Raw genomic sequence first — 17,447 nt, 5'->3', positions numbered from 1 at the left:
GATAAAGGGGATAGCCGAATAAACGGGCTTTCATCCCTTTCATCCCCTTCATCCCTGTTCGCATTTACGCCGCGACCTTGAACTGGTTCACCATGTTTTGCAGCGACCGCGCCGAGTTGGCGAGATCCTCCGCCGCCCGGGCGGATTCCTGCGCGCCCCCGGCCGTTTCCTGCACCACCCCGATGATCTGACGCATGCTTTCGGAGATGTTGGTGGTGGTCGCGGACTGCTGTTCGGCCGCGGTGGCGACCTGCGAGACGTACTCCAAGAGCGGGGTGATATGTTCCTTGATGGTCCCGATGGCGTGGCTGGAATGCTGTACGTCATCGGTGCCGCTTCTGACACTGGTTGCGCTGCGCTCCATCAGCGCCACCACGTTTTTCACATCCCCTTGCAACGACGCGATTATCGACTGAACTTCGCGGGTGGACGAGGTGGTGCGTTCCGCCAACCTCCTGACCTCGTCGGCGACCACCGCGAAGCCGCGTCCCTGTTCGCCGGCCCGCGCGGCCTCGATGGCGGCATTGAGCGCCAGGAGGTTGGTCTGGTCGGCGATGTCCTCGATGGCGACCACGATGTTTCCGATCTTGTCCGAGTTGGCGCCCAGGGCCTTGACTGCGTCGACCGTGCCCGACACCATCTGCTCGATCTCTCCCATCACCGACGTCATGCGCGTGATGGTCTCTTCCCCCTTGCTGGTCGCGGTGCTGGTGCTTCCCGCCCGGTCGGCCATCTTTTGGCAGCTGAGCGCGATGTCGCTGCTGACGCCGGCCATCTCTCCGACGGCGCTGGAGACGGAGCTGGACTGCTGCGAAGCGTGCACCGTCCCCTCCGCCATCCTGAGCGAGGTATTGCTCAGTTGGCTGGATGCGCTGGCGAGTTCGTCTGCGGTCTGCTGGATCCCCTGGATCATCCCCCGCATGGACGCCTGCAGTTTCTGCAAGGCCCTTAGCATGTCGCTGATCTCGTTGCGGCGGTTGACCACGATCTCTTCGCTCAGGTCCCCCTGCGCCATGGTCTCCAGGTATCTCATGGTCCGCACCAGCGGCGTCCTGATGGACCAGATGTTGATCGCGCCGAAGATCCCGCCCATGATTATGAAGAGGGCGAGCGATCCGTACTTTATCAGCAGGGAGTCCGCTTGGGCGGCAACCGCGGTGGCGATCAGGCAGAAGCTGTAACAGACGCACAGCAGGCCGAGCCTGAACCTGATGGTGAGGTTGAGGTAAAAGTTCAAGATTTCCTTCATGTTCTTCTCCTTGCCGGTGCCGCGGTCAACTGTCTCTGTCGAACAACGTTCCACTCCCGCAGGAGACTTATCGGGAAAAGTGGTCTGTACTTGAGATATGCTGTAAACAAAAAGCGATGAATTTAAGAAAAATAATGTGATGCTGAGGCAGTGCGAAGAGCCGACAAGGTCCCCTTTAAAGAGGGCTGTGCCAGATACGCAAAAAAAGTGGCCGCTTTCGTAGAACATGATAAGCTATGTTCCCGCTTCTTCCCAAGCCAGGAGGTGCCACGGATGAGAGACACGCTTTGCCGGATGATGATGCGGTTCGTGCGCGAGGAACCGGGCAACCGTTTTCCGGAGGAGGGCTCGCCTTACTTCGCAGAGCCGTTGATCGGTTTTGCGGCGGCGGATGATCCGCTTTTCGCGCAGTACAAGACGGTGATCGGACCCTTCCATCTCACGCCGGCGGAACTGGCGCTGGAAGAAAGCCCACCCTGGCGCCCTGCCACCGTGATCTGCTGGGCGCTGCCCATCTCCGAAGAGACCCGCCGCAGCAATCGCTCCGAGACGACCTATCCTTCCCGCGCCTGGGCCCTGACCAGGGAGCACGGCGAAGCCTTCAACGCGGCGCTGCGCCGGCAGGTCGTGCAGTTGCTGGTCGATGCCGGATACCGTGCCTTGGCTCCGCAACTGCACCCGGCCTGGCGGGAGTACCGGGACAGCCCGGTCGGCATCGCTTCCTCCTGGTCGGAGCGTCATGCCGCCTATGCGGCGGGGCTCGGAACCTTCAGCCTCAACGATGCCCTCATCACCCCGGCCGGGATCGCCCACCGTCTCGGCAGCGTCATCACCGATGCCCATTTGGAACCCACTGCGCGCACCAGCACCGATCACAGGTCCAACTGCCTCTGGTACCGGGAGGGGAGTTGCGGGGCCTGCATCGGCCGCTGTCCGGTGGGAGCGCTGTCCCGGGACGGGCACGACAAGCGCCTCTGTCGCGAGCATGTCTACGCGACGGTCCCCGGGGCGGTCGGGGAGAAATTCGGGGTCACCAGTACCGGCTGCGGACTGTGTCAGACGAAGGTCCCCTGCGAGGACAGGGTGCCGGCGGGTAAGTTTTCCCCTTTGGCGGTGAGGCAACCTGGAGCAGGGGGCGAGTGAGGCTGACAACCAAGGCCGTTGTGGGGTTCCGAGCGCGGAACGGTGGCTGCCGGTTGATGGCTGTGTCGGGTGTCGATGCTGCTAGGCAGCGTGGCTGTTGATCAAAAAGGAAAGGGCACCCCCACTTCGGGAGGTGCCCTTTTTACTGTGAGGCTTGCCGGTAAATTACTTCTTCTTGCCGTTTACCTTGGCGGCGAGGGCCATCTGCATCGCCTCGCCCATCTTGGTCGGGCTGGACGCGACCGTTACGCCGCACTCGGTGAGGGTGCGGATCTTGTCCTCCGCCTTCCCCTTGCCCCCGGTGATGATGGCGCCGGCGTGCCCCATCCTCTTGCCCGGCGGTGCGGTGACCCCGGCGATGAAGGCCGCCACCGGCTTTTTCATGTGTTCCTGGATCCAGTGCGCCGCGTCCTCCTCGGCGGCCCCGCCGATCTCGCCGATCATGAAGACCCCTTCCGTGCCCGGATCCTCGTTGAAGAGCTTGAGCACGTCGATGAAGTTCATGCCGATGATCGGGTCGCCCCCGATCCCCACGCAGGTCGACTGCCCGAGCCCCATGTCGGTGAGCTGCTTCACCGCCTCGTAGGTGAGTGTGCCGGAGCGCGAGACGACGCCGATCTTGCCGGGCTTGTGTATGTGGCCGGGCATGATGCCGATCTTGCACTCGCCCGGCGTGATCACGCCCGGGCAGTTGGGGCCGACCAGCCGCATCTTGCTCTGCTTCAACACCGCCTTCACCGGGACCATGTCGCGCACCGGAATCCCCTCGGTGATGCAGACGGCGAGCTCGAGCCCGGCCGCCGCCGACTCGAGGATGGCGTCAGCCGCCCCCGGCGGAGGAACGAAGATCATGGAGACGTTGGCGTTGGTGTACTTCACCGCCTCGGCCACCGTGTTGAACACCGGTATCCCTTCGATGTGGATGCCCCCCTTGCCGGGCGTCACGCCGGCGACGATGTTGCTGCCGTACTCGCGGCACTGCTGGGTGTGGAACAGGCCGCTGCGGCCGGTGATCCCCTGGACCACTATCCTGGAAGAGTTGTTGATCAATATGGACATATGACAAATCTCCTGTTTGAGTCCCCTCCGCCCCGGCGGGAGAGGGTCAGGGGGGGAGTGCTATCCCAGCATCCCCACGATCTTCGAGGCCGCGTCTCCCAGGTTGTCGCTGCACTGAACGTTCAGGCCGCTCTCGGTGAGGAGGCGTTTTCCTTCCTCGACCTGGCTGCCGTCCATGCGCACCACGATGGGGAGGGTGCAGTTCACCTCGCTGGCCGCCTCGATGATGCCGTGGGCGATCACGTCGCAGCGCATGATGCCGCCGAAGATGTTGACGAAGATCCCCTTCACGTCCGCGTCCTGCAGGATGATCTTGAAAGCCTCGGCCACCTTTTCACGGGTGGCGCCGCCCCCAACGTCCAGGAAGTTGGCAGGTTCCCCCCCGTACTCCTTCAAGACGTCCAGGGTCGCCATGGCGAGGCCCGCGCCGTTCACCAGGCATCCGATGGAGCCGGAGAGCTTGATGTAGGCGAGGTCGTACTTGCCGGCGTTGATCTCCAGCGGGTCGAGCTGGGAGTAGTCCATCATGTCCGGGTACTCCCGGTGCCTAAAGATGGCGTTGTCGTCGAAGGTGATCTTCGCGTCCATGGCCATGAGCCACCCCGCCCTGGTCACCACGAGCGGGTTGATCTCCACCAGGGCGCAGTCCTTCTCCAGGCAGACCCGGTACAGATTCTGGATCAGGTTGACGCAGTCCTCGCAGACGCTCCCGGAGAGGCCGAGCTGCAGGGCGATCTGCCGGGCCTGGTACGATCTGAGCCCCAGGAAAGGGTCGATGGTCAGGGTGTGGATCTTCTCCGGGGTCTTTGACGCGACCTCCTCGATCTCCATTCCCCCCTCGGCGGATGCGATGAGGACATAGCGCGAGGCGCTCCGGTCCAGGGTGATGGAGAGGTAGAATTCCCGGGCGATCTCGACCGCCTCCTCCACCAGGATGCGCCGGACTCTGAGCCCCTCCGGGCCGGTCTGCGGCGTCACCAGGGTCTTGCCGAACAGTTCCTTGGCGTACTCCTGGGCCTGTTCCGGGTGGTGCACGAGCTTGACGCCCCCCGCCTTGCCGCGTCCGCCGGCGTAGATCTGCGCCTTGACCACGCAGCGTCCTCCCATCTCCTTGGCCGCCCGCTCCACCTGGTCCGCGGTGAGCGCTACGCGGCCCCGAGGGATGGGGATGCCGAACGAATTCAGTATCTCCTTGGCCTGATACTCATGAATGTTCATCCTGATCTCCTATGGTGCAGCTTTGGAATTAACCGGATGCAGCCTGTTTCTCAGAGGTAAGATCTCAATATCGTAGGGGTGTGGCCGGGGCGGCAATCGTCGTGCCCCAGGTTCTCTTCGGCATTGCGGGGTGAAAATTCAAATTAAGACTAAATACTATCACAATTAAAAAAAAGAGAAGCCCGCGGGGGCTTCTCTTCGGATCTTTCCTTTGCCTGGTTTTCCTGCCGCTACCTGGTCTGCAATCTGCGGCGCACCACGAGGTTGTCGGCCCCCTTGCTGCACTGCAGGTCGACATCGGAAAACGCGGTGAAATTGCCGCCGGGGTTCTTGCGGGCGGCCCGTGCCTGGCGCTCCAGGGCGATCTTCCTGCATTTTTCCAGAACCGCCTGGATGTCGTCCCCGGTCACGTCGGCGACCTCGAAGCGGTGCTTGCGTGCGACGATCCCTTCCCCCTGGGTGCTGACGATGTTACCCCGACAGATGAGCTCTTCCGCGCCGGCCGTTCCGGAAAGTAACAGCAGCAAGGACATCAGGATCGTTGTTTTCATGACGGCTCCGTTGTAGATGGGTCACTCCTCGCCGGCATGGTTGCCGCGCCTGCCCAAGGCCCTGAGTTCCCGGCGGGACAGCCTGCCCGACGGCCGGGTTGCGCTTTGAGCGGGGGGAGCGGGCTCTACCACCGGCGCGGCCGGGGAGGGAGCGGCGACCGGGGGCACGGCCGGAGCTGCCGGCTGTGCCGCCGATGCCGGTGGCGGCGACGTCTGTGGCGGCGACGCAGGCTGCCCCGTCGGGGCCTGCTGCACCAAAAGCGGCGGGGCGTTCGGTGCGGGTGGCGCGCCTGGCGCCGGCGCAGACGGTGTTGCCGGTTGTGCCGTCGCCAGCCCTCCCAGCTTGCCGGTGGCCACGTCGAGCACCCGGGCCTTTTTCAGGTAGCGCGCGGGAATCTCGTGCAGACTGTTGGTGTAGAACCTGGTTCCGCTGTTGTCTTTCCAGGTGTAGATGTCGGCAAACGCCGTCGTCGCACACGCAAATACCATCAGAACTACGGCAAGACCCTTCATTTCTCCTCCCAAGCAATGCAGGCAACGTCACCTATTATTCAGGATAACCACTCCGGCTTCAAGCCAAAAGGTGAAGATACTTTTCGGCAGGTGCGCCGGTTTCTCAAGTAGGAGGCGGTCATGCAATATTCTGCACGCTATGTTATCCTAAGGGCTGTGCAACAGGGCATGTTTCAACAACCTACAGGAGATGCGCCATGAAGTATGGAAGATTGTTTCTGGGTTTTCTGTTCTTTGTCGCGGCGGCAGTAGGTATCGACGCTGACGCCGCTTCCCGTATCAAGGTCTATTCGGCTGAAAAAGGGAGCTACGTAATGTCAGACGAGGTAGTGAAGACAAACGCGGAATGGAAGAAGATACTCACGCCGGAGCAGTACCATATCCTGCGGGAGAAGGGGACCGAGCGCGCCTTTACCGGCAAGTACGCCGCGACCCATGACCACGGTATCTACCGGTGCGCCGGGTGCGGCTTGGACCTCTTCCGGTCCGAGGACAAGTTCGAGTCCGGAACGGGGTGGCCCAGCTTCACCCAGCCCATAGCCAAGGAAAACGTGAAGACCGAGACGGACCGCAGCTTCTTCAGCACGCGGACCGAGGTGCTGTGCCGTCGCTGCGGGGGGCACCTGGGGCACGTGTTCAACGACGGTCCCAAGCCGACCGGGCTGCGCTACTGCATGAACTCCGCGGCGCTGCAGTTCGTGGCGACGAAGTAGGAGGGGGCAAAGGCACGGAGCGTCAAAGCGAAAGGCTCTAACGCAAAGGCGCAAAGGCGCAATGGCGCAGAGGCGCAGAGGCGCACAGGCGCAAAGACCCCGTAATGCAGGGGGTAAACCAACAGCTTACCTTGGCGTCTTGGCGCCTCTGCGTCTTCGCGTTAAGGTTTTAAGGTTCAAGGGGGGCTTTCCATGAAAGCACTTACCGTAGTAGCGATTGCCTTTACGTTCATCCTCGCGGCGGCAGGCTCCCTGCCGGCCGCGCAACTGCAGAAGGCCACCTTTGCCGGAGGCTGCTTCTGGTGCATGGAGCATCCCTTCGACGAGTTGCCGGGCGTGGTTTCGGTGACTTCCGGCTATACCGGCGGACAGGTGAAGAACCCGACCTACGAACAGGTCTCCGCAGGGGGCACCGGCCACGCGGAATCGGTGCAGGTGGTTTACGATCCGGCCAAGATCAGTTACGAGAAGCTGCTCAACCGTTACTGGCACAACATCGACCCGACCGTGAAGGATCGCCAGTTTTGCGACATCGGGCACCAGTACAGGAGCGCGATCTTCTATCACAACGAGGAGCAGCGCCGCCTGGCCCTGCAGTCCAAACAGGCACTCGAGAAGAGCAGGCAGTTGAAGGCGCCGATCCAGACGGAGATCGTCGCGGCGACCGAGTTCTACCCGGCGGAAGAATATCACCAGCATTACTACAAGAAGAACCCGCTGCGGTATTCTTACTACCGCTTGAGCTGCGGCCGGGATCACCGGCTGAAGGAACTCTGGGGGGGCCAGGCCGGGAAGTGAGATCGGAGCGTCTGAGAAAGGTTTAAACGTCGCACAGAGAACTCGGGGTTTGCCGGGGGATGCCATGAAGAACCGAGAGATAGCCCGCATGTTCGAGGAGATCGCCGACATCATGGAGATCCGGCAGGACAACATCTTCAAGATCAGGGCCTACCGGCGGGCGGCACTCAACCTTGAAGGGCTGAACCGCGACCTGGCCCAGATGTCGCACAAGGAACTCCTGGAGATACCGGGGGTGGGGGCGGACCTGGCCACACGCATCGAGGAATACCTGCAAAGCGGCACAATGGCCTACCATGAGCAGCTGAAAAAGGAGGTGCCGGCCGGCGTTTTCACCCTGCTTGCCGTGCCCGACCTGGGGCCGAAGACCGCGAAGGCGATTTACGAGGCGCTGCAGATCACGAGCCTGGAGGAGCTGGAGCAGGCGGCACGTGAACATCGCCTGATCGGGATAAAGGGGATCCAGCAGAAGACCGAGGAGAACATCCTCAAGGGGATCCAGGCGGTGAAGCGGGGGCGCGAGCGGCAACCGCTGGGACGGATGCTGCCGGCGGCGGAAGAGCTGGTGGCGGCGTTGCAACAGAAGGCGCCGCTGGACCGGGTCGAAATTGCAGGAAGCATCAGGCGCCGCCGCGACAGCATCAAGGATATCGACATCGTGGCGACCTCGCCTGAGCCCGCGAGCGTCATGGAGGCCTTCCTGAACCTGCCCCAGGTGCACGACGTGATCATGCGCGGCCCGACCCGGGCGAGTGTGACCATCCGGGAAGGGGTGCAGGTGGATCTGCGCGTGGTGGAGCCGGTCTCCTACGGCGCCGCGCTTGCCTACCTGACCGGGAGCCAGGCGCACAACGTCCGGCTGCGGGAGATGGCGCAGAAGCGGGGGCTGAAGATCAACGAGTACGGCATCTTCCGAGAGGAGGACAACGTGCGCCTTGGTGGCGAGAACGAGGAGGATGTCTACCGCCTGCTCGATCTTCCCTTCGTACCGCCGGTGCTGCGCGAAGACCGCGGCGAGCTCGAGGCGGCACAGGCGGGTAAACTGCCGCAGTTGGTGACCCGGGAGGAGATCAAGGGGGACCTGCACGTCCATTCCCGCTGGAGCGACGGCGCCCACGGCATAACGGAGCTGGCGGAGACGGCCCGGCTGCGGGGTCTTTCTTACATCGCGGTCACCGATCATTCGCAGGGGCTCGCTGTGGCGCGGGGCCTCACGGTGGAGCGGCTTAAGGAGCAGCAGGCGGAGATCCGGGCGCTGAACCGCGAACTGAAGGGGTTCCGGGTGCTCCACGGTACCGAAATGGACATCCACGGCGACGGCACCCTCGATTTTCCGGACGAGGTGCTCGAGGAACTCGACGTGGTGGTGGCGTCGATTCACTCCGGTTTCAACAACTCGAAGGAAGTGATGACCGCGCGCATCGTGGCCGCCATGAGAAACCCGTACGTCCACATCATCGCCCATCCCACCGGTCGCATAATCGGCGAGAGGGAGGGGTACCAGCTGGAAATGGAAGAGGTGCTGCAGGTGGCCAGGGAAACGGGGACGGCGCTGGAGATCAACGCCTACCCGCTGCGGCTCGACCTGGAGGACCGTTACGTGCGCCGCGCCAAGGAGCTGGGGGTGAAGATCGCCATCAACACGGACACCCACGCAAAGCTGCAGTTCGAGACCCTCCCCTGGGGGATCTCCGTCGCCCAGCGCGGCTGGCTGGAGCGGGAGGACGTGCTGAACACGCTCGAGGCGGATGAGCTGTTGAAGTTGTTGAAAAGGAAGAAACGCAACACCCGTAGGGGCGAATAATTATTCGCCCGAGGCCGTGCCATCATTTTCTATGAGGAAAGGAACCCCAACATGCCCAACTACTGGCTCTTCAAGAGTGAGCCGTCAAGCTTCTCGCTCGACGACCTGAAAAGCCGTCCCGCCGCCACCGAGCATTGGGACGGCGTCCGCAACTTCCAGGCCCGCAACTTCCTGCGTGACCAGATCCAGGTCGGCGACCAGGTGCTCTTCTACCACAGCAACATCGCCGAGCCCGGTGTAGTGGGGATCGCAGAGGTGGTCCGGGCCGGCTACCCCGACTTCACCGCGTTCGACCCCGACAGCAAATACTTCGATCCCAAGAGCACGCCGGAGAAGCCGACCTGGTACATGGTCGACGTGCGTTTCGTGCGCGAGTTGCCGCGGCCGGTGACCCTCGCCGAGCTGAAGACCGTCCCCGAGCTCTCCGGGATGGCACTTTTGAACCGCAGCCGCCTCTCGGTCCAGCCGGTGCGCAGGGAAGAGTGGGACCGGATCATGAAGCTGGCAGGGGTGCCACATTGAGGTTTCGCCTCTTCTTTGATTGAAATTGAACGTTTTGACGTTGAAAGTTGAACGTTGAACGGGAATTAAGGATTGCCATGACATCGATAAAAAAACGCTCGAAGAAGGTAGGCTTGGCCCCCGGGACGCTGATCCACATGGGTCGCGACAAGGGGGGAGCCACCAAGGTCGACCTGGTGCGGTACGACGAGACCCACCTGGAAAAGCGCCCGGTCACCTCGCTGGATGAGTGCCTGATCGAGAAGGGCGCTGCCGGTGTGACCTGGATCAACGTGGAGGGACTCGCGGACCTCGAGGTGCTGCGGCACTTCGGGAGCTGCTACGGCATCCACCCGCTGGTACTGGAGGACATCCTGGCCACGGACCAGCGCCCCAAGGCCGCCGACTACGGGGAATACCTCTACGTGGTGCTGAAGATGATCGGGCTCGACGAGGGGGGGGGAGAGATCAAGAGCGAGCAGGTGAGCCTGGTGCTCGGGCAGAACTACCTGATAACCTTCCAGGAGGGGCTGGAAGGGGATGTGTTCGAACAGGTGCGCGCCCGCTTGGGCAACGAGAAGGCGCGGCTGCGGGCGATGGGGCCGGATTTCCTGCTGCACGCCCTTTTGGACGTGATCGTGGACCACTACTTCCTGGTGGTGGAGAAGCTGGCGGACCGCATCGAGGACGTCGAGGACGAGCTGGTCGACAACCCGACCACTGCGACGGTCCAGGCGATCTACCGGCTCAAGCGCCAACTGCTCTTCCTGCACAAGATCTTCTGGCCGCTGCGCGAGGTGGTGAGCAGCCTGCAGCGCCGCGATTCACCGCTGGTCCGCGACACAACGGTCATCTACCTGCGCGACCTCTACGACCATATCGTCCAGGTGCTCGACACCCTGGAGACGTTGCGCGAGATGCTCTCGGGGATGCTCGACATCTACCTTTCCAGCGTCTCCAACCGGCTCAACGAGGTGATGAAGGTTCTGACCATCATCGCGACCATCTTCATGCCGCTTTCCTTCGTGGTGGGGTGGTACGGCATGAACTTCAAGCAGATGCCGGAGCTGGAATGGCCCTACGGCTACCCGGCCGTGTTCGCCCTCTGCCTCGTGCTCGCCGGCGGGATGCTGGTTTATTTCAAAAACAAACGGTGGCTGTGAGGCGGCGCTGCGGGCGGAACCCACCCCGGAGTAGTGGCGGAAGGCTTCCTCCAGATTCTCCCTCAGGTCCGGCTCGCTCCACGGTTTGTACATGACCTTGTAGATCGCCCCAAGGTTTACCGCATTGGTGACCGCGTCGATGTCGGCGTAGCCCGAAAGCATGATGCGCACCGTCTCCGGATAGAGCTCCTTCACTCGCCCCAGGAACTCGGCCCCGTTCATCCCCGGCATCCTGAAATCGGAGATGACCACCGCCACGCGGTTCAGCGCGAGCAGGGCGAAGGCCTCGTCGGCGCCCGACGCCGACAGCACGTTGTACCCCTCCACGAAAAGCATCCGCTGCAGCGCGTTCAGCACCCCCTCATCGTCGTCCACGACCAGCACCGTCTTGTCCGGGTATCCCGCCGCGTGCGAGGGGACGGCAATGGGTTGTCCCTGCAGCAGCCTCATGAACTCCCCGGCGGCAACGGGCCTGCTCACGAAGTATCCCTGGATCTCGTCGCACCCCTGGTCGTGCAGGTAGTTCAACTGCCCCTGCGTCTCCACCCCTTCCGCGATCACCTTCAGGTGGAGGGAGTGCGCCATGGCGATGACCGCCTTGGCGATGGCCGCGTTGTTGGGATCGGTGGTGATGTCGATGACGAAGGACTTGTCGATCTTCAGCTTGTCGAAGGGGAAGCGCTTGAGGTAGGCGAGGCTCGAGTAGCCGGTGCCGAAATCGTCCATCGCCAGCGATGCCCCCATCCGCTTCAGCTCGTTCAGCACGGAAGCGACCCGCGTCGCGTCCTGCATGACCATGCTCTCGGTGATCTCCAGCTCCAGAAGGTGCGGGGGGAGGCCGGTTTCGGCCAGCGCCTCCGCTATCACCGCCGTGATGTCCTGCTGCCGGAACTGCCGCGGGGAGAGGTTGACCGCGACGGAGAGCGCGGGGAAGCCGGCGTCGTACCATGCCTTGTTCTGGGCGCAGGCGGTCCTAAGCACCCAGGTGCCGATGGGAATGATCAGCCCGTTCTCTTCCGCAAGCGGAATGAACGCGTCGGGGGGGACGCTGCCCAACTCGGGGCTGTCCCAGCGCAAAAGGGCCTCCATCCCGACGATCTGCCCCGATGGCAGGCTCACCTTTGGCTGGTAGTGGAGCACGAATTCCCCGCGGTCCAGGGCCCGGCGCAGGTGGTTCTCCAGGGTGATCCGCGCCAGGGAGCGCTCGTTCATCTGGGCGGTGTAGAAACGAAACGAGTGCCTCCCGGTTTCCTTGGCCCGGTACATGGCGGCCTCGGCGTTTCCGAGCAGAGTCTGCATCTCGTCGCCGTCCCGGGGATAGATGCTGATGCCGATGCCGGCCGTTACCGTCAGCTCCTGCCCCTTCAGGTTGAGGGGACGGGCGATCGCCTCCTGAAGTTTGACGGCGATTACCGCGGCGCTGTCCGAGACGCCACGGTCGGCGATCAGCACCACGAACTCGTCGCCGCTGTAGCGCGCGACGGTGTCTTCCGCCCTGACGCACCCGGCCAGGCGCTCGGCGACCAGCCGCAGCACGGTGTCTCCCGCCTCCTGTCCCAGCGTGTCGTTCACCAGCTGGAAACCGTCCAGGTCGAGCATGAAGAGGGCGACCTCGTGACGGCGGCGACGGGACATGAGCAGGGCCTGCTTCATGCGGTCCGCAAGCAGGTTCCGGTTCACCAGCCCGGTCAGGGAGTCGTAGTTGGCCTGGTACTCGAGCTGTTCCTCGTAGCGCTTGCGCTGGGTGATGTCCTCCAGGGACTCGATCACCGCCAGGAGCTTGCCGCTGCCGCTCTGGATGGGGGCGGCCTCGAACATGATGTAGCGCTCCTGGCCGTTCAGGTTTTGGTACCACCCCTCGGCGTGCAGCCCCTCGGGGATCAGCACGGACTGCCTGACCGAGCTGTACCCTCCCCGCGCGCGTTCCAGGTCCCCCGAAATGACCACCTCGGCAAGCACCGGGTGTTCCTCCGGGTAGAAAGCCTGCCAGGCCCGGTCCGTCCCCACCATCTCCCTCGCGCTCCTGCCGGTCAGTTCCTCGCAGGCGCGGTTCCAGATCAACACCCGGCGCTCGGGATCCAGGACGAAGATGGGCACGGCGCTTTGCTGCAGCAGGCTCCCCAGGAACTCCTGCTGCTCCTGGGCCGCGGCGAGCGCCTGTTTCAGCTGTCGGATGTCGTGGACTATGGCGATGAACCTGCGCCCTTTCTGCCGCGCCAGCCTCCCCAGCGAAACCTCCACGGGGAAGACCGTGCCGTCGCGATGCCGGCCGCAGCTCTGGTTGGCGGCGTACAGCGCCTGCCCCGGGGGGGCTGGCGCGCCGGCCGCGCCGGGGAGCCAGCGGGCGACCTCAGGCAGGATGAGGCCGATATGTTCCCCCTCCATGTGGTGCGGGGGGTAGCCGAAGATGGACTCGGCGGCGGGATTCAACGAGTCGATGGTCCCGTCGCAATCGAAGGTGATCACAGCGTCGGTGATCGACCGCAGCACCGCGTCGGCCTTGGCGGATGCCTGGAGGGCGATCCCCCGCAGCGGACGCACGACGAGCCACCACACCGCGGGGGCACTCAGGGCGGTCAAAAGCAGAGCATCGGTGAGCGTGGCGGCCAGGCCCTGCAGTCCCGGGAACACGCGGGAGAGCAGGGCCATCACCCCGGCTTCGGTGCCGAAGGTAACCAGGAGGAGCAGGCCGAAAACGGCCAGGGGCTTGGCTGCCAGTTGGGACTGCTGGACGTAGTACTTCATGGGTTTTCCAATCCGTTACGCTAAAAGGCCAAGGAGGGTGCGGGCGTCTGCCTCCTATCTTGTCGGAAATCCATGAGGTTACTTGAGGGGAAACTGCGTGGGAACGCGTGGTTTTCGCGGGGCGCCTCCGGGGGCGGCTGAGCGCCGTCCCCGGAGGTGGGTAGGATTACAGGCTTTTGGCCGCCAGCTCGTATACGTCCCTCGCCAGGCCGGGCTCGGCCAGGATGCGCTCCAGCTCCTTTTTCATGAGCCCCTGCCGGTTGGGGTCGAAGCGCCGCCAGCGGCTGAAGGGGGTGAGCATGCGCGCGGCGATTTGCGGGTTGATGCCGTTAAGACGCAGGATCTGGTCGCCCAGGAAGCGGTACCCCCTGCCGCTGGCATCGTGGAAGCGGACCTGGTTCCCCTGGCTGAAGGCGCCCACCAGCGAGCGGACCCGGTTCGGGTTGCGCAGGTCGAAGTCGGGGTGCTCCAAAAGCGCCAGCACCCGGTCCATGGTGTCGGGCAGACGCGAGATGGCCTGGTGGGTGAACCACTTGTCGATGACGCCGCGGTCGCCGCGCCAGCGCTCGTAGAACGAGGCGAGCGCCTCCTCGCGCTCGGGGCAGGCGCAGCTCGCCAGCGGAGCCAGGGCTCCCAGGCTGTCGGTCATGTTGTCGGCGCTTTTGAACTGGGCCATGCAGGCGTCGATCGCCTCCTGCCCCCCCGCCGCCATCAGGTAGGAAAGGCAGAGGTTTTTCAGCCTGCGGCAGCCGGCGAGACCGTCGTCGGGGCGGTAGGGCGCCCGGGCGGCGCAACCCTCCCGCGCGGCCGTGAGCTCCGCAGTCAGCCGCTCGCCTACCGTGGCCCGCACCAGCTCGCGGGCCTGGTAGATGGCGTCGGGGTCGATCACCTGCATCTGCTCGGCGAGATAGCTCTCGGTCGGCAGGGTGAGCGCCTCGGCCAGGAAGGCGCGGTCCTGGCGGTCGTCGCAGAGAAGCCTTCTGAAGGAGTCGATGAAGCTCTCCTTCACCCGCGCCTCGCGCCCGGACTGGATGTCGGCGATGAGACCCAAGATCAGCTTCACCGCCTGGACCTGTCCCGCCTCCCATCGAACGAAGGGATCGCTGTCGCTGGTCATCAGGAGGTCCAGGTCCTCGTCGCTGTAGGGGTACTCGAGCTTCACCGGCGCGCTGAAGTTGCGCAGCAGCGACGGCACGGGACGCTCTCCGAGTCCCGTGAAGGTGAACGTTTCCGTCTCCTGCCTCAGCTCGAGGACCCGCGAGGTCCCCGCCGGCTCCGTCTCCCCGGCCAACTGCAGCGGCAGCTCGTTCCCCTCCCGGTCCAGCAGTCCCATGACGAGCGGGATGTGGAAGGGCTTCTTTTCCGGCTGACCCGGAGTCGAGGGGCAGCTCTGGGCCACGGTCAGGGTGTAGCTGCCGTCTTCGGCCCGGTAATCGTCGCGTACCGTGAGGAGCGGGGTCCCGGCCTGGTCGTACCAGAGCATGAACTGGGACAGGTCGCGCCTCCCGGCGTCGGCCATGGCCTGCACGAACTCGTCGACCCGCACCGCCTGCCCGTCGTGGCGCTCGAAGTAGAGGTCCATGCCGGCGCGGAATGCCTCGCGTCCCAAGAGGGTCTGCAGCATCCGGATCACCTCGCCCCCCTTGTGATACACGGTCATGCTGTAGAAGTTGTTGATCTCCACGTACGACTCGGGGCGCACCGGGTGGGCCAGGGGACTGGCATCCTCGGGAAACTGCGCGCTGCGCAGGCTCTTCACGTCCGCGATGCGCTTCACCGGGCGCGACTGCATGTCCGCGGAAAATTCCTGGTCGCGGAAGATGGTGAGTCCCTCCTTCAGGGAAAGCTGGAACCAGTCGCGGCAGGTGATCCTGTTGCCGGTCCAGTTGTGGAAGTACTCGTGGCCGATCACCTCTTCGATGGCCTGGTAGTCGTCGTCGGTGGCGCTTTCCGGGCTCGCCAGCACGTAGCGGGAGTTGAAGACGTTTAGCCCCTTGTTCTCCATCGCCCCCATGTTGAAGTCGTCGACGGCCACCACCATGTAGGTGTCCAGGTCGTACTCGCGGCCGAACTGCTCCTCGTCCCAGCGCATGGCGCGCATGAGCGACCTGAGGGCGTGCTCGCACTTGTCCTTGTTCCGTTCCTCGACGTAGATCTCGAGCCGCACCTGCCGGCCGCTCATGGTGGTGAAGCTGTCGGCGATGTGGACCAGCTCCCCGGCGACCACCGCGAAGAGGTAGCTCGGTTTCTTGAAGGGATCGTGCCAGACCGCGAAGTGGCGCCCGTCGGGGAGGTCGCCTTTCTCCACCAGGTTGCCGTTGGCCAGAAGCACCGGGCAACTCGCCTTATCGGCCCGCAGGGTCACGGTGTAGACCGCCATGACGTCGGGGCGGTCGGTGAAGTAGGTGATGCGTCTGAACCCCTCGGCCTCGCACTGGGTGCAGAGCATGGGGCCCGAGGCGTACAGGCCGGAGAGGGCGCTGTTCTCCTTGGGACTGATCCGGGTCTCCACCTCGAGGAGGAACTGCTCGGGAGGGTCGGGGAGCGCCAGGGAGGTCCCGTCGACCCGGTAGGCGCCCTGTTCCAGCTCGACCCCGTCCAGCTTGAGCGACAGCAGGGTGAGTTCCTCGCCGTCCAGCACGAGGGGGCGGACACCGCCGCTGCGGTCGTGGTTGCTGTGGATGGCGAGGCGGGATACCACCCGGGTGTGCTCCGGGGAGAGGTCGAAAGAGAGTTCGACCGTATCGACCAGGTAGTCTGGAACCTTGTAGTCCTTTTGGTGTATGGTCTGGTGCTGGCAGTGTGACATGTTCATTCCCTCTTCTCTCACCTCGTAATAGCTGCGCCAAGGGTGCTATTGTATCGGGAGCCGGGCGCCTTTTCAATGGTTAGGGACGGTGGAGAGGTAGATTTGGTGAATAATGCCGCATGTTTGGAAAGCCTGCCGGCGACGGGGCGTGGCCTTGGACGGTGCCGCACTCGCGGGAACTCCCGCAATCTGTTGACTTTATTGGAGAACAAGGCTATACAGTCCGCATGAAACGTCTGCTCCTCTCGATGCTTTTCCTGCTCTTCGCTTCTCTTGCCGCTCCGGTCCTACCCGCCAGTGCCACAGAGATCTATGCCCAGCAAACCGGAAGGAGCTGCGATGCCTGCCATGTCGATCCGGCGGGAGGGGGTGAGCTGACCGCGGCCGGGAAGGAATTCGCCGCCTCGCGCGCCGTGAAAAGCGAGGCGCCGCGGGGCGTCACGGCCGGCAAGGTGGTCCGCTTCCTGGCGGGCTACCTGCACATGCTGATCGCGATCCTGTGGTTCGGCACCATTCTCTACGTGCACCTGGTCCTGAAACCGGCCTACGCGGCGGGGGGGCTCCCCCGTGGCGAGGTGAAGGTCGGCGTGCTCTCCATGGTCGTTATGGGGATCACCGGTGCCATCCTCACCCACTTCCGGGTCACTTCCCTGGAGATGCTGCTTCACACCCGCTTCGGGGTGCTGCTGCTCGTCAAGATCTCCCTCTACCTGGTGATGGTTCTCTCCGCCGCCTACGTGGTGCTGGTCATCGGGCCCAAGCTGAAGGGGAAGCGTCGCGAGCCGGTGTCCCTTCCCGCCGGGAAGGAGCTGACGCTGGACGAGCTCGCCTCCTTCGACGGCAAGGAAGAGCGTCCCGCTTACTTCGCCTACGAGGGGAGGCTCTACGACGCGAGTGCCAGCCGGCTCTGGAAACAGGGGGTGCACATGGGGCGCCACCATGCCGGTGAGGACCTGAGCGAGGCGCTCAAGCTGGCACCGCACGGATCGGAGAAGGTGCTCCTCATGCCCGAGGTGGGGACCCTGGCCGATGTGACCCAGCGCAAGGCTCCGCTGCATGAGCGGGTCTTCTTTTTCATGGCCTACATGAACCTGACCATCGTATTTCTGATCGTGCTGATCCTCTCGCTCTGGCGCTGGGCCTGACAGCATGATGCCCGGGCCTGCCGGGACAAGGATTGA

The 17,447-nt window shown here is 63.9% G+C and carries 13 protein-coding genes and 1 pseudogene; 7 read left to right on the top strand and 7 right to left on the bottom strand.

The genetic code is table 11. The features are described 5' to 3' along the window. Nucleotides 1–64: 64 nt before the first annotated feature. Complete coding sequence (locus KOM00_RS00780) at nucleotides 65–1,249, bottom strand: methyl-accepting chemotaxis protein (protein WP_216496928.1); 1,185 nt, start codon at nucleotides 1,247–1,249, stop codon at nucleotides 65–67. A gap of 273 nt (nucleotides 1,250–1,522) precedes the next feature. Between KOM00_RS00780 and KOM00_RS00775 the strand changes: the two genes are divergently transcribed. Then, a complete protein-coding gene (locus tag KOM00_RS00775) occupies nucleotides 1,523–2,392 on the top strand; it encodes an epoxyqueuosine reductase (protein WP_216496927.1) in 870 nt (289 codons plus the stop codon). A gap of 165 nt (nucleotides 2,393–2,557) precedes the next feature. On the opposite strand, the gene sucD is transcribed toward KOM00_RS00775, so the two are convergent. The 4 genes from sucD to KOM00_RS00755 form a co-directional block, all read right to left on the bottom strand. Further along, nucleotides 2,558–3,451 carry a succinate--CoA ligase subunit alpha gene (gene sucD / locus KOM00_RS00770; protein ID WP_216496926.1) on the bottom strand — a complete coding sequence of 298 codons (894 nt, stop codon included), beginning with the start codon at nucleotides 3,449–3,451 and terminating at the stop codon, nucleotides 2,558–2,560. A 60-nt stretch (nucleotides 3,452–3,511) separates the two neighbouring features. Next, complete coding sequence (gene sucC / locus KOM00_RS00765; protein WP_199396509.1) at nucleotides 3,512–4,669, bottom strand: ADP-forming succinate--CoA ligase subunit beta; 1,158 nt, start codon at nucleotides 4,667–4,669, stop codon at nucleotides 3,512–3,514. A 230-nt stretch (nucleotides 4,670–4,899) separates the two neighbouring features. Then, entirely contained in the window at nucleotides 4,900–5,220 is a 321-nt protein-coding gene (locus KOM00_RS00760; RefSeq protein WP_216496925.1) for a hypothetical protein, read from the bottom strand. 21 nt (nucleotides 5,221–5,241) lie between these two features. Beyond that, nucleotides 5,242–5,709, bottom strand: coding sequence for a hypothetical protein (locus tag KOM00_RS00755; protein WP_236026666.1), 468 nt, complete (start codon nucleotides 5,707–5,709; stop codon nucleotides 5,242–5,244). Nucleotides 5,710–5,930: 221 nt separating this feature from the next. Between KOM00_RS00755 and msrB the strand changes: the two genes are divergently transcribed. The 5 genes from msrB to corA all read left to right on the top strand — a co-directional run bounded on the left by msrB (nucleotide 5,931) and on the right by corA (nucleotide 10,712). Further along, a complete protein-coding gene (msrB, locus tag KOM00_RS00750; RefSeq protein ID WP_216496924.1) occupies nucleotides 5,931–6,446 on the top strand; it encodes a peptide-methionine (R)-S-oxide reductase MsrB in 516 nt (171 codons plus the stop codon). A 192-nt stretch (nucleotides 6,447–6,638) separates the two neighbouring features. Beyond that, nucleotides 6,639–7,244, top strand: a complete 606-nt coding sequence (msrA, locus tag KOM00_RS00745; protein WP_216496923.1) for a peptide-methionine (S)-S-oxide reductase MsrA — start codon at nucleotides 6,639–6,641, stop codon at nucleotides 7,242–7,244. 64 nt (nucleotides 7,245–7,308) lie between these two features. Then, on the top strand, nucleotides 7,309–9,048 hold the full coding sequence (polX, locus tag KOM00_RS00740) for a DNA polymerase/3'-5' exonuclease PolX (RefSeq protein WP_216496922.1): 1,740 nt from the start codon (nucleotides 7,309–7,311) through the stop codon (nucleotides 9,046–9,048). A gap of 51 nt (nucleotides 9,049–9,099) precedes the next feature. Then, on the top strand, nucleotides 9,100–9,570 hold the full coding sequence (locus KOM00_RS00735; RefSeq protein ID WP_216496921.1) for an EVE domain-containing protein: 471 nt from the start codon (nucleotides 9,100–9,102) through the stop codon (nucleotides 9,568–9,570). A 77-nt stretch (nucleotides 9,571–9,647) separates the two neighbouring features. Beyond that, complete coding sequence (gene corA, locus KOM00_RS20550) at nucleotides 9,648–10,712, top strand: magnesium/cobalt transporter CorA (RefSeq protein WP_236026665.1); 1,065 nt, start codon at nucleotides 9,648–9,650, stop codon at nucleotides 10,710–10,712. A gap of 63 nt (nucleotides 10,713–10,775) precedes the next feature. On the opposite strand, the pseudogene KOM00_RS00730 reads toward corA, so the two are convergent. After that, nucleotides 10,776–13,361 (bottom strand): annotated as a pseudogene (locus KOM00_RS00730) (EAL domain-containing protein); the annotation flags it as partial. A 262-nt stretch (nucleotides 13,362–13,623) separates the two neighbouring features. After that, nucleotides 13,624–16,266, bottom strand: a complete 2,643-nt coding sequence (gene pepN / locus KOM00_RS00725) for an aminopeptidase N (protein ID WP_216496919.1) — start codon at nucleotides 16,264–16,266, stop codon at nucleotides 13,624–13,626. 227 nt (nucleotides 16,267–16,493) lie between these two features. Between pepN and KOM00_RS00720 the strand changes: the two genes are divergently transcribed. Next, nucleotides 16,494–17,411, top strand: coding sequence for a CopD family protein (locus KOM00_RS00720; protein ID WP_216496918.1), 918 nt, complete (start codon nucleotides 16,494–16,496; stop codon nucleotides 17,409–17,411). The last annotated feature ends 36 nt before the right edge of the window (nucleotides 17,412–17,447 follow it).

This window comes from Geomonas diazotrophica (genome assembly GCF_018919385.1).
Taxonomy (GTDB): Bacteria; Desulfobacterota; Desulfuromonadia; order Geobacterales; family Geobacteraceae; genus Geomonas; species Geomonas diazotrophica.
The sequence above is the reverse complement of the archived record's forward strand: the minus strand, read 5'-3'. Positions and strand labels throughout refer to the sequence as shown.

What these genes read in the sequence shown, in the direction of transcription:
- KOM00_RS00780 (WP_216496928.1), bottom strand. Translation starts at nt 1,249, where the DNA reads ATGAAGGAAATCTTGAACTTTTACCTCAACCTCACCATCAGGTTCAGG.
- msrB (WP_216496924.1), top strand. Translation starts at nt 5,931, where the DNA reads ATGAAGTATGGAAGATTGTTTCTGGGTTTTCTGTTCTTTGTCGCGGCG.
- corA (WP_236026665.1), top strand. Translation starts at nt 9,648, where the DNA reads ATGACATCGATAAAAAAACGCTCGAAGAAGGTAGGCTTGGCCCCCGGG.
- sucD (WP_216496926.1), bottom strand. Translation starts at nt 3,451, where the DNA reads ATGTCCATATTGATCAACAACTCTTCCAGGATAGTGGTCCAGGGGATC.
- polX (WP_216496922.1), top strand. Translation starts at nt 7,309, where the DNA reads ATGAAGAACCGAGAGATAGCCCGCATGTTCGAGGAGATCGCCGACATC.
- KOM00_RS00760 (WP_216496925.1), bottom strand. Translation starts at nt 5,220, where the DNA reads ATGAAAACAACGATCCTGATGTCCTTGCTGCTGTTACTTTCCGGAACG.
- msrA (WP_216496923.1), top strand. Translation starts at nt 6,639, where the DNA reads ATGAAAGCACTTACCGTAGTAGCGATTGCCTTTACGTTCATCCTCGCG.
- KOM00_RS00720 (WP_216496918.1), top strand. Translation starts at nt 16,494, where the DNA reads ATGAAACGTCTGCTCCTCTCGATGCTTTTCCTGCTCTTCGCTTCTCTT.
- pepN (WP_216496919.1), bottom strand. Translation starts at nt 16,266, where the DNA reads ATGTCACACTGCCAGCACCAGACCATACACCAAAAGGACTACAAGGTT.
- KOM00_RS00735 (WP_216496921.1), top strand. Translation starts at nt 9,100, where the DNA reads ATGCCCAACTACTGGCTCTTCAAGAGTGAGCCGTCAAGCTTCTCGCTC.
- KOM00_RS00755 (WP_236026666.1), bottom strand. Translation starts at nt 5,709, where the DNA reads ATGGTATTTGCGTGTGCGACGACGGCGTTTGCCGACATCTACACCTGG.
- sucC (WP_199396509.1), bottom strand. Translation starts at nt 4,669, where the DNA reads ATGAACATTCATGAGTATCAGGCCAAGGAGATACTGAATTCGTTCGGC.
- KOM00_RS00775 (WP_216496927.1), top strand. Translation starts at nt 1,523, where the DNA reads ATGAGAGACACGCTTTGCCGGATGATGATGCGGTTCGTGCGCGAGGAA.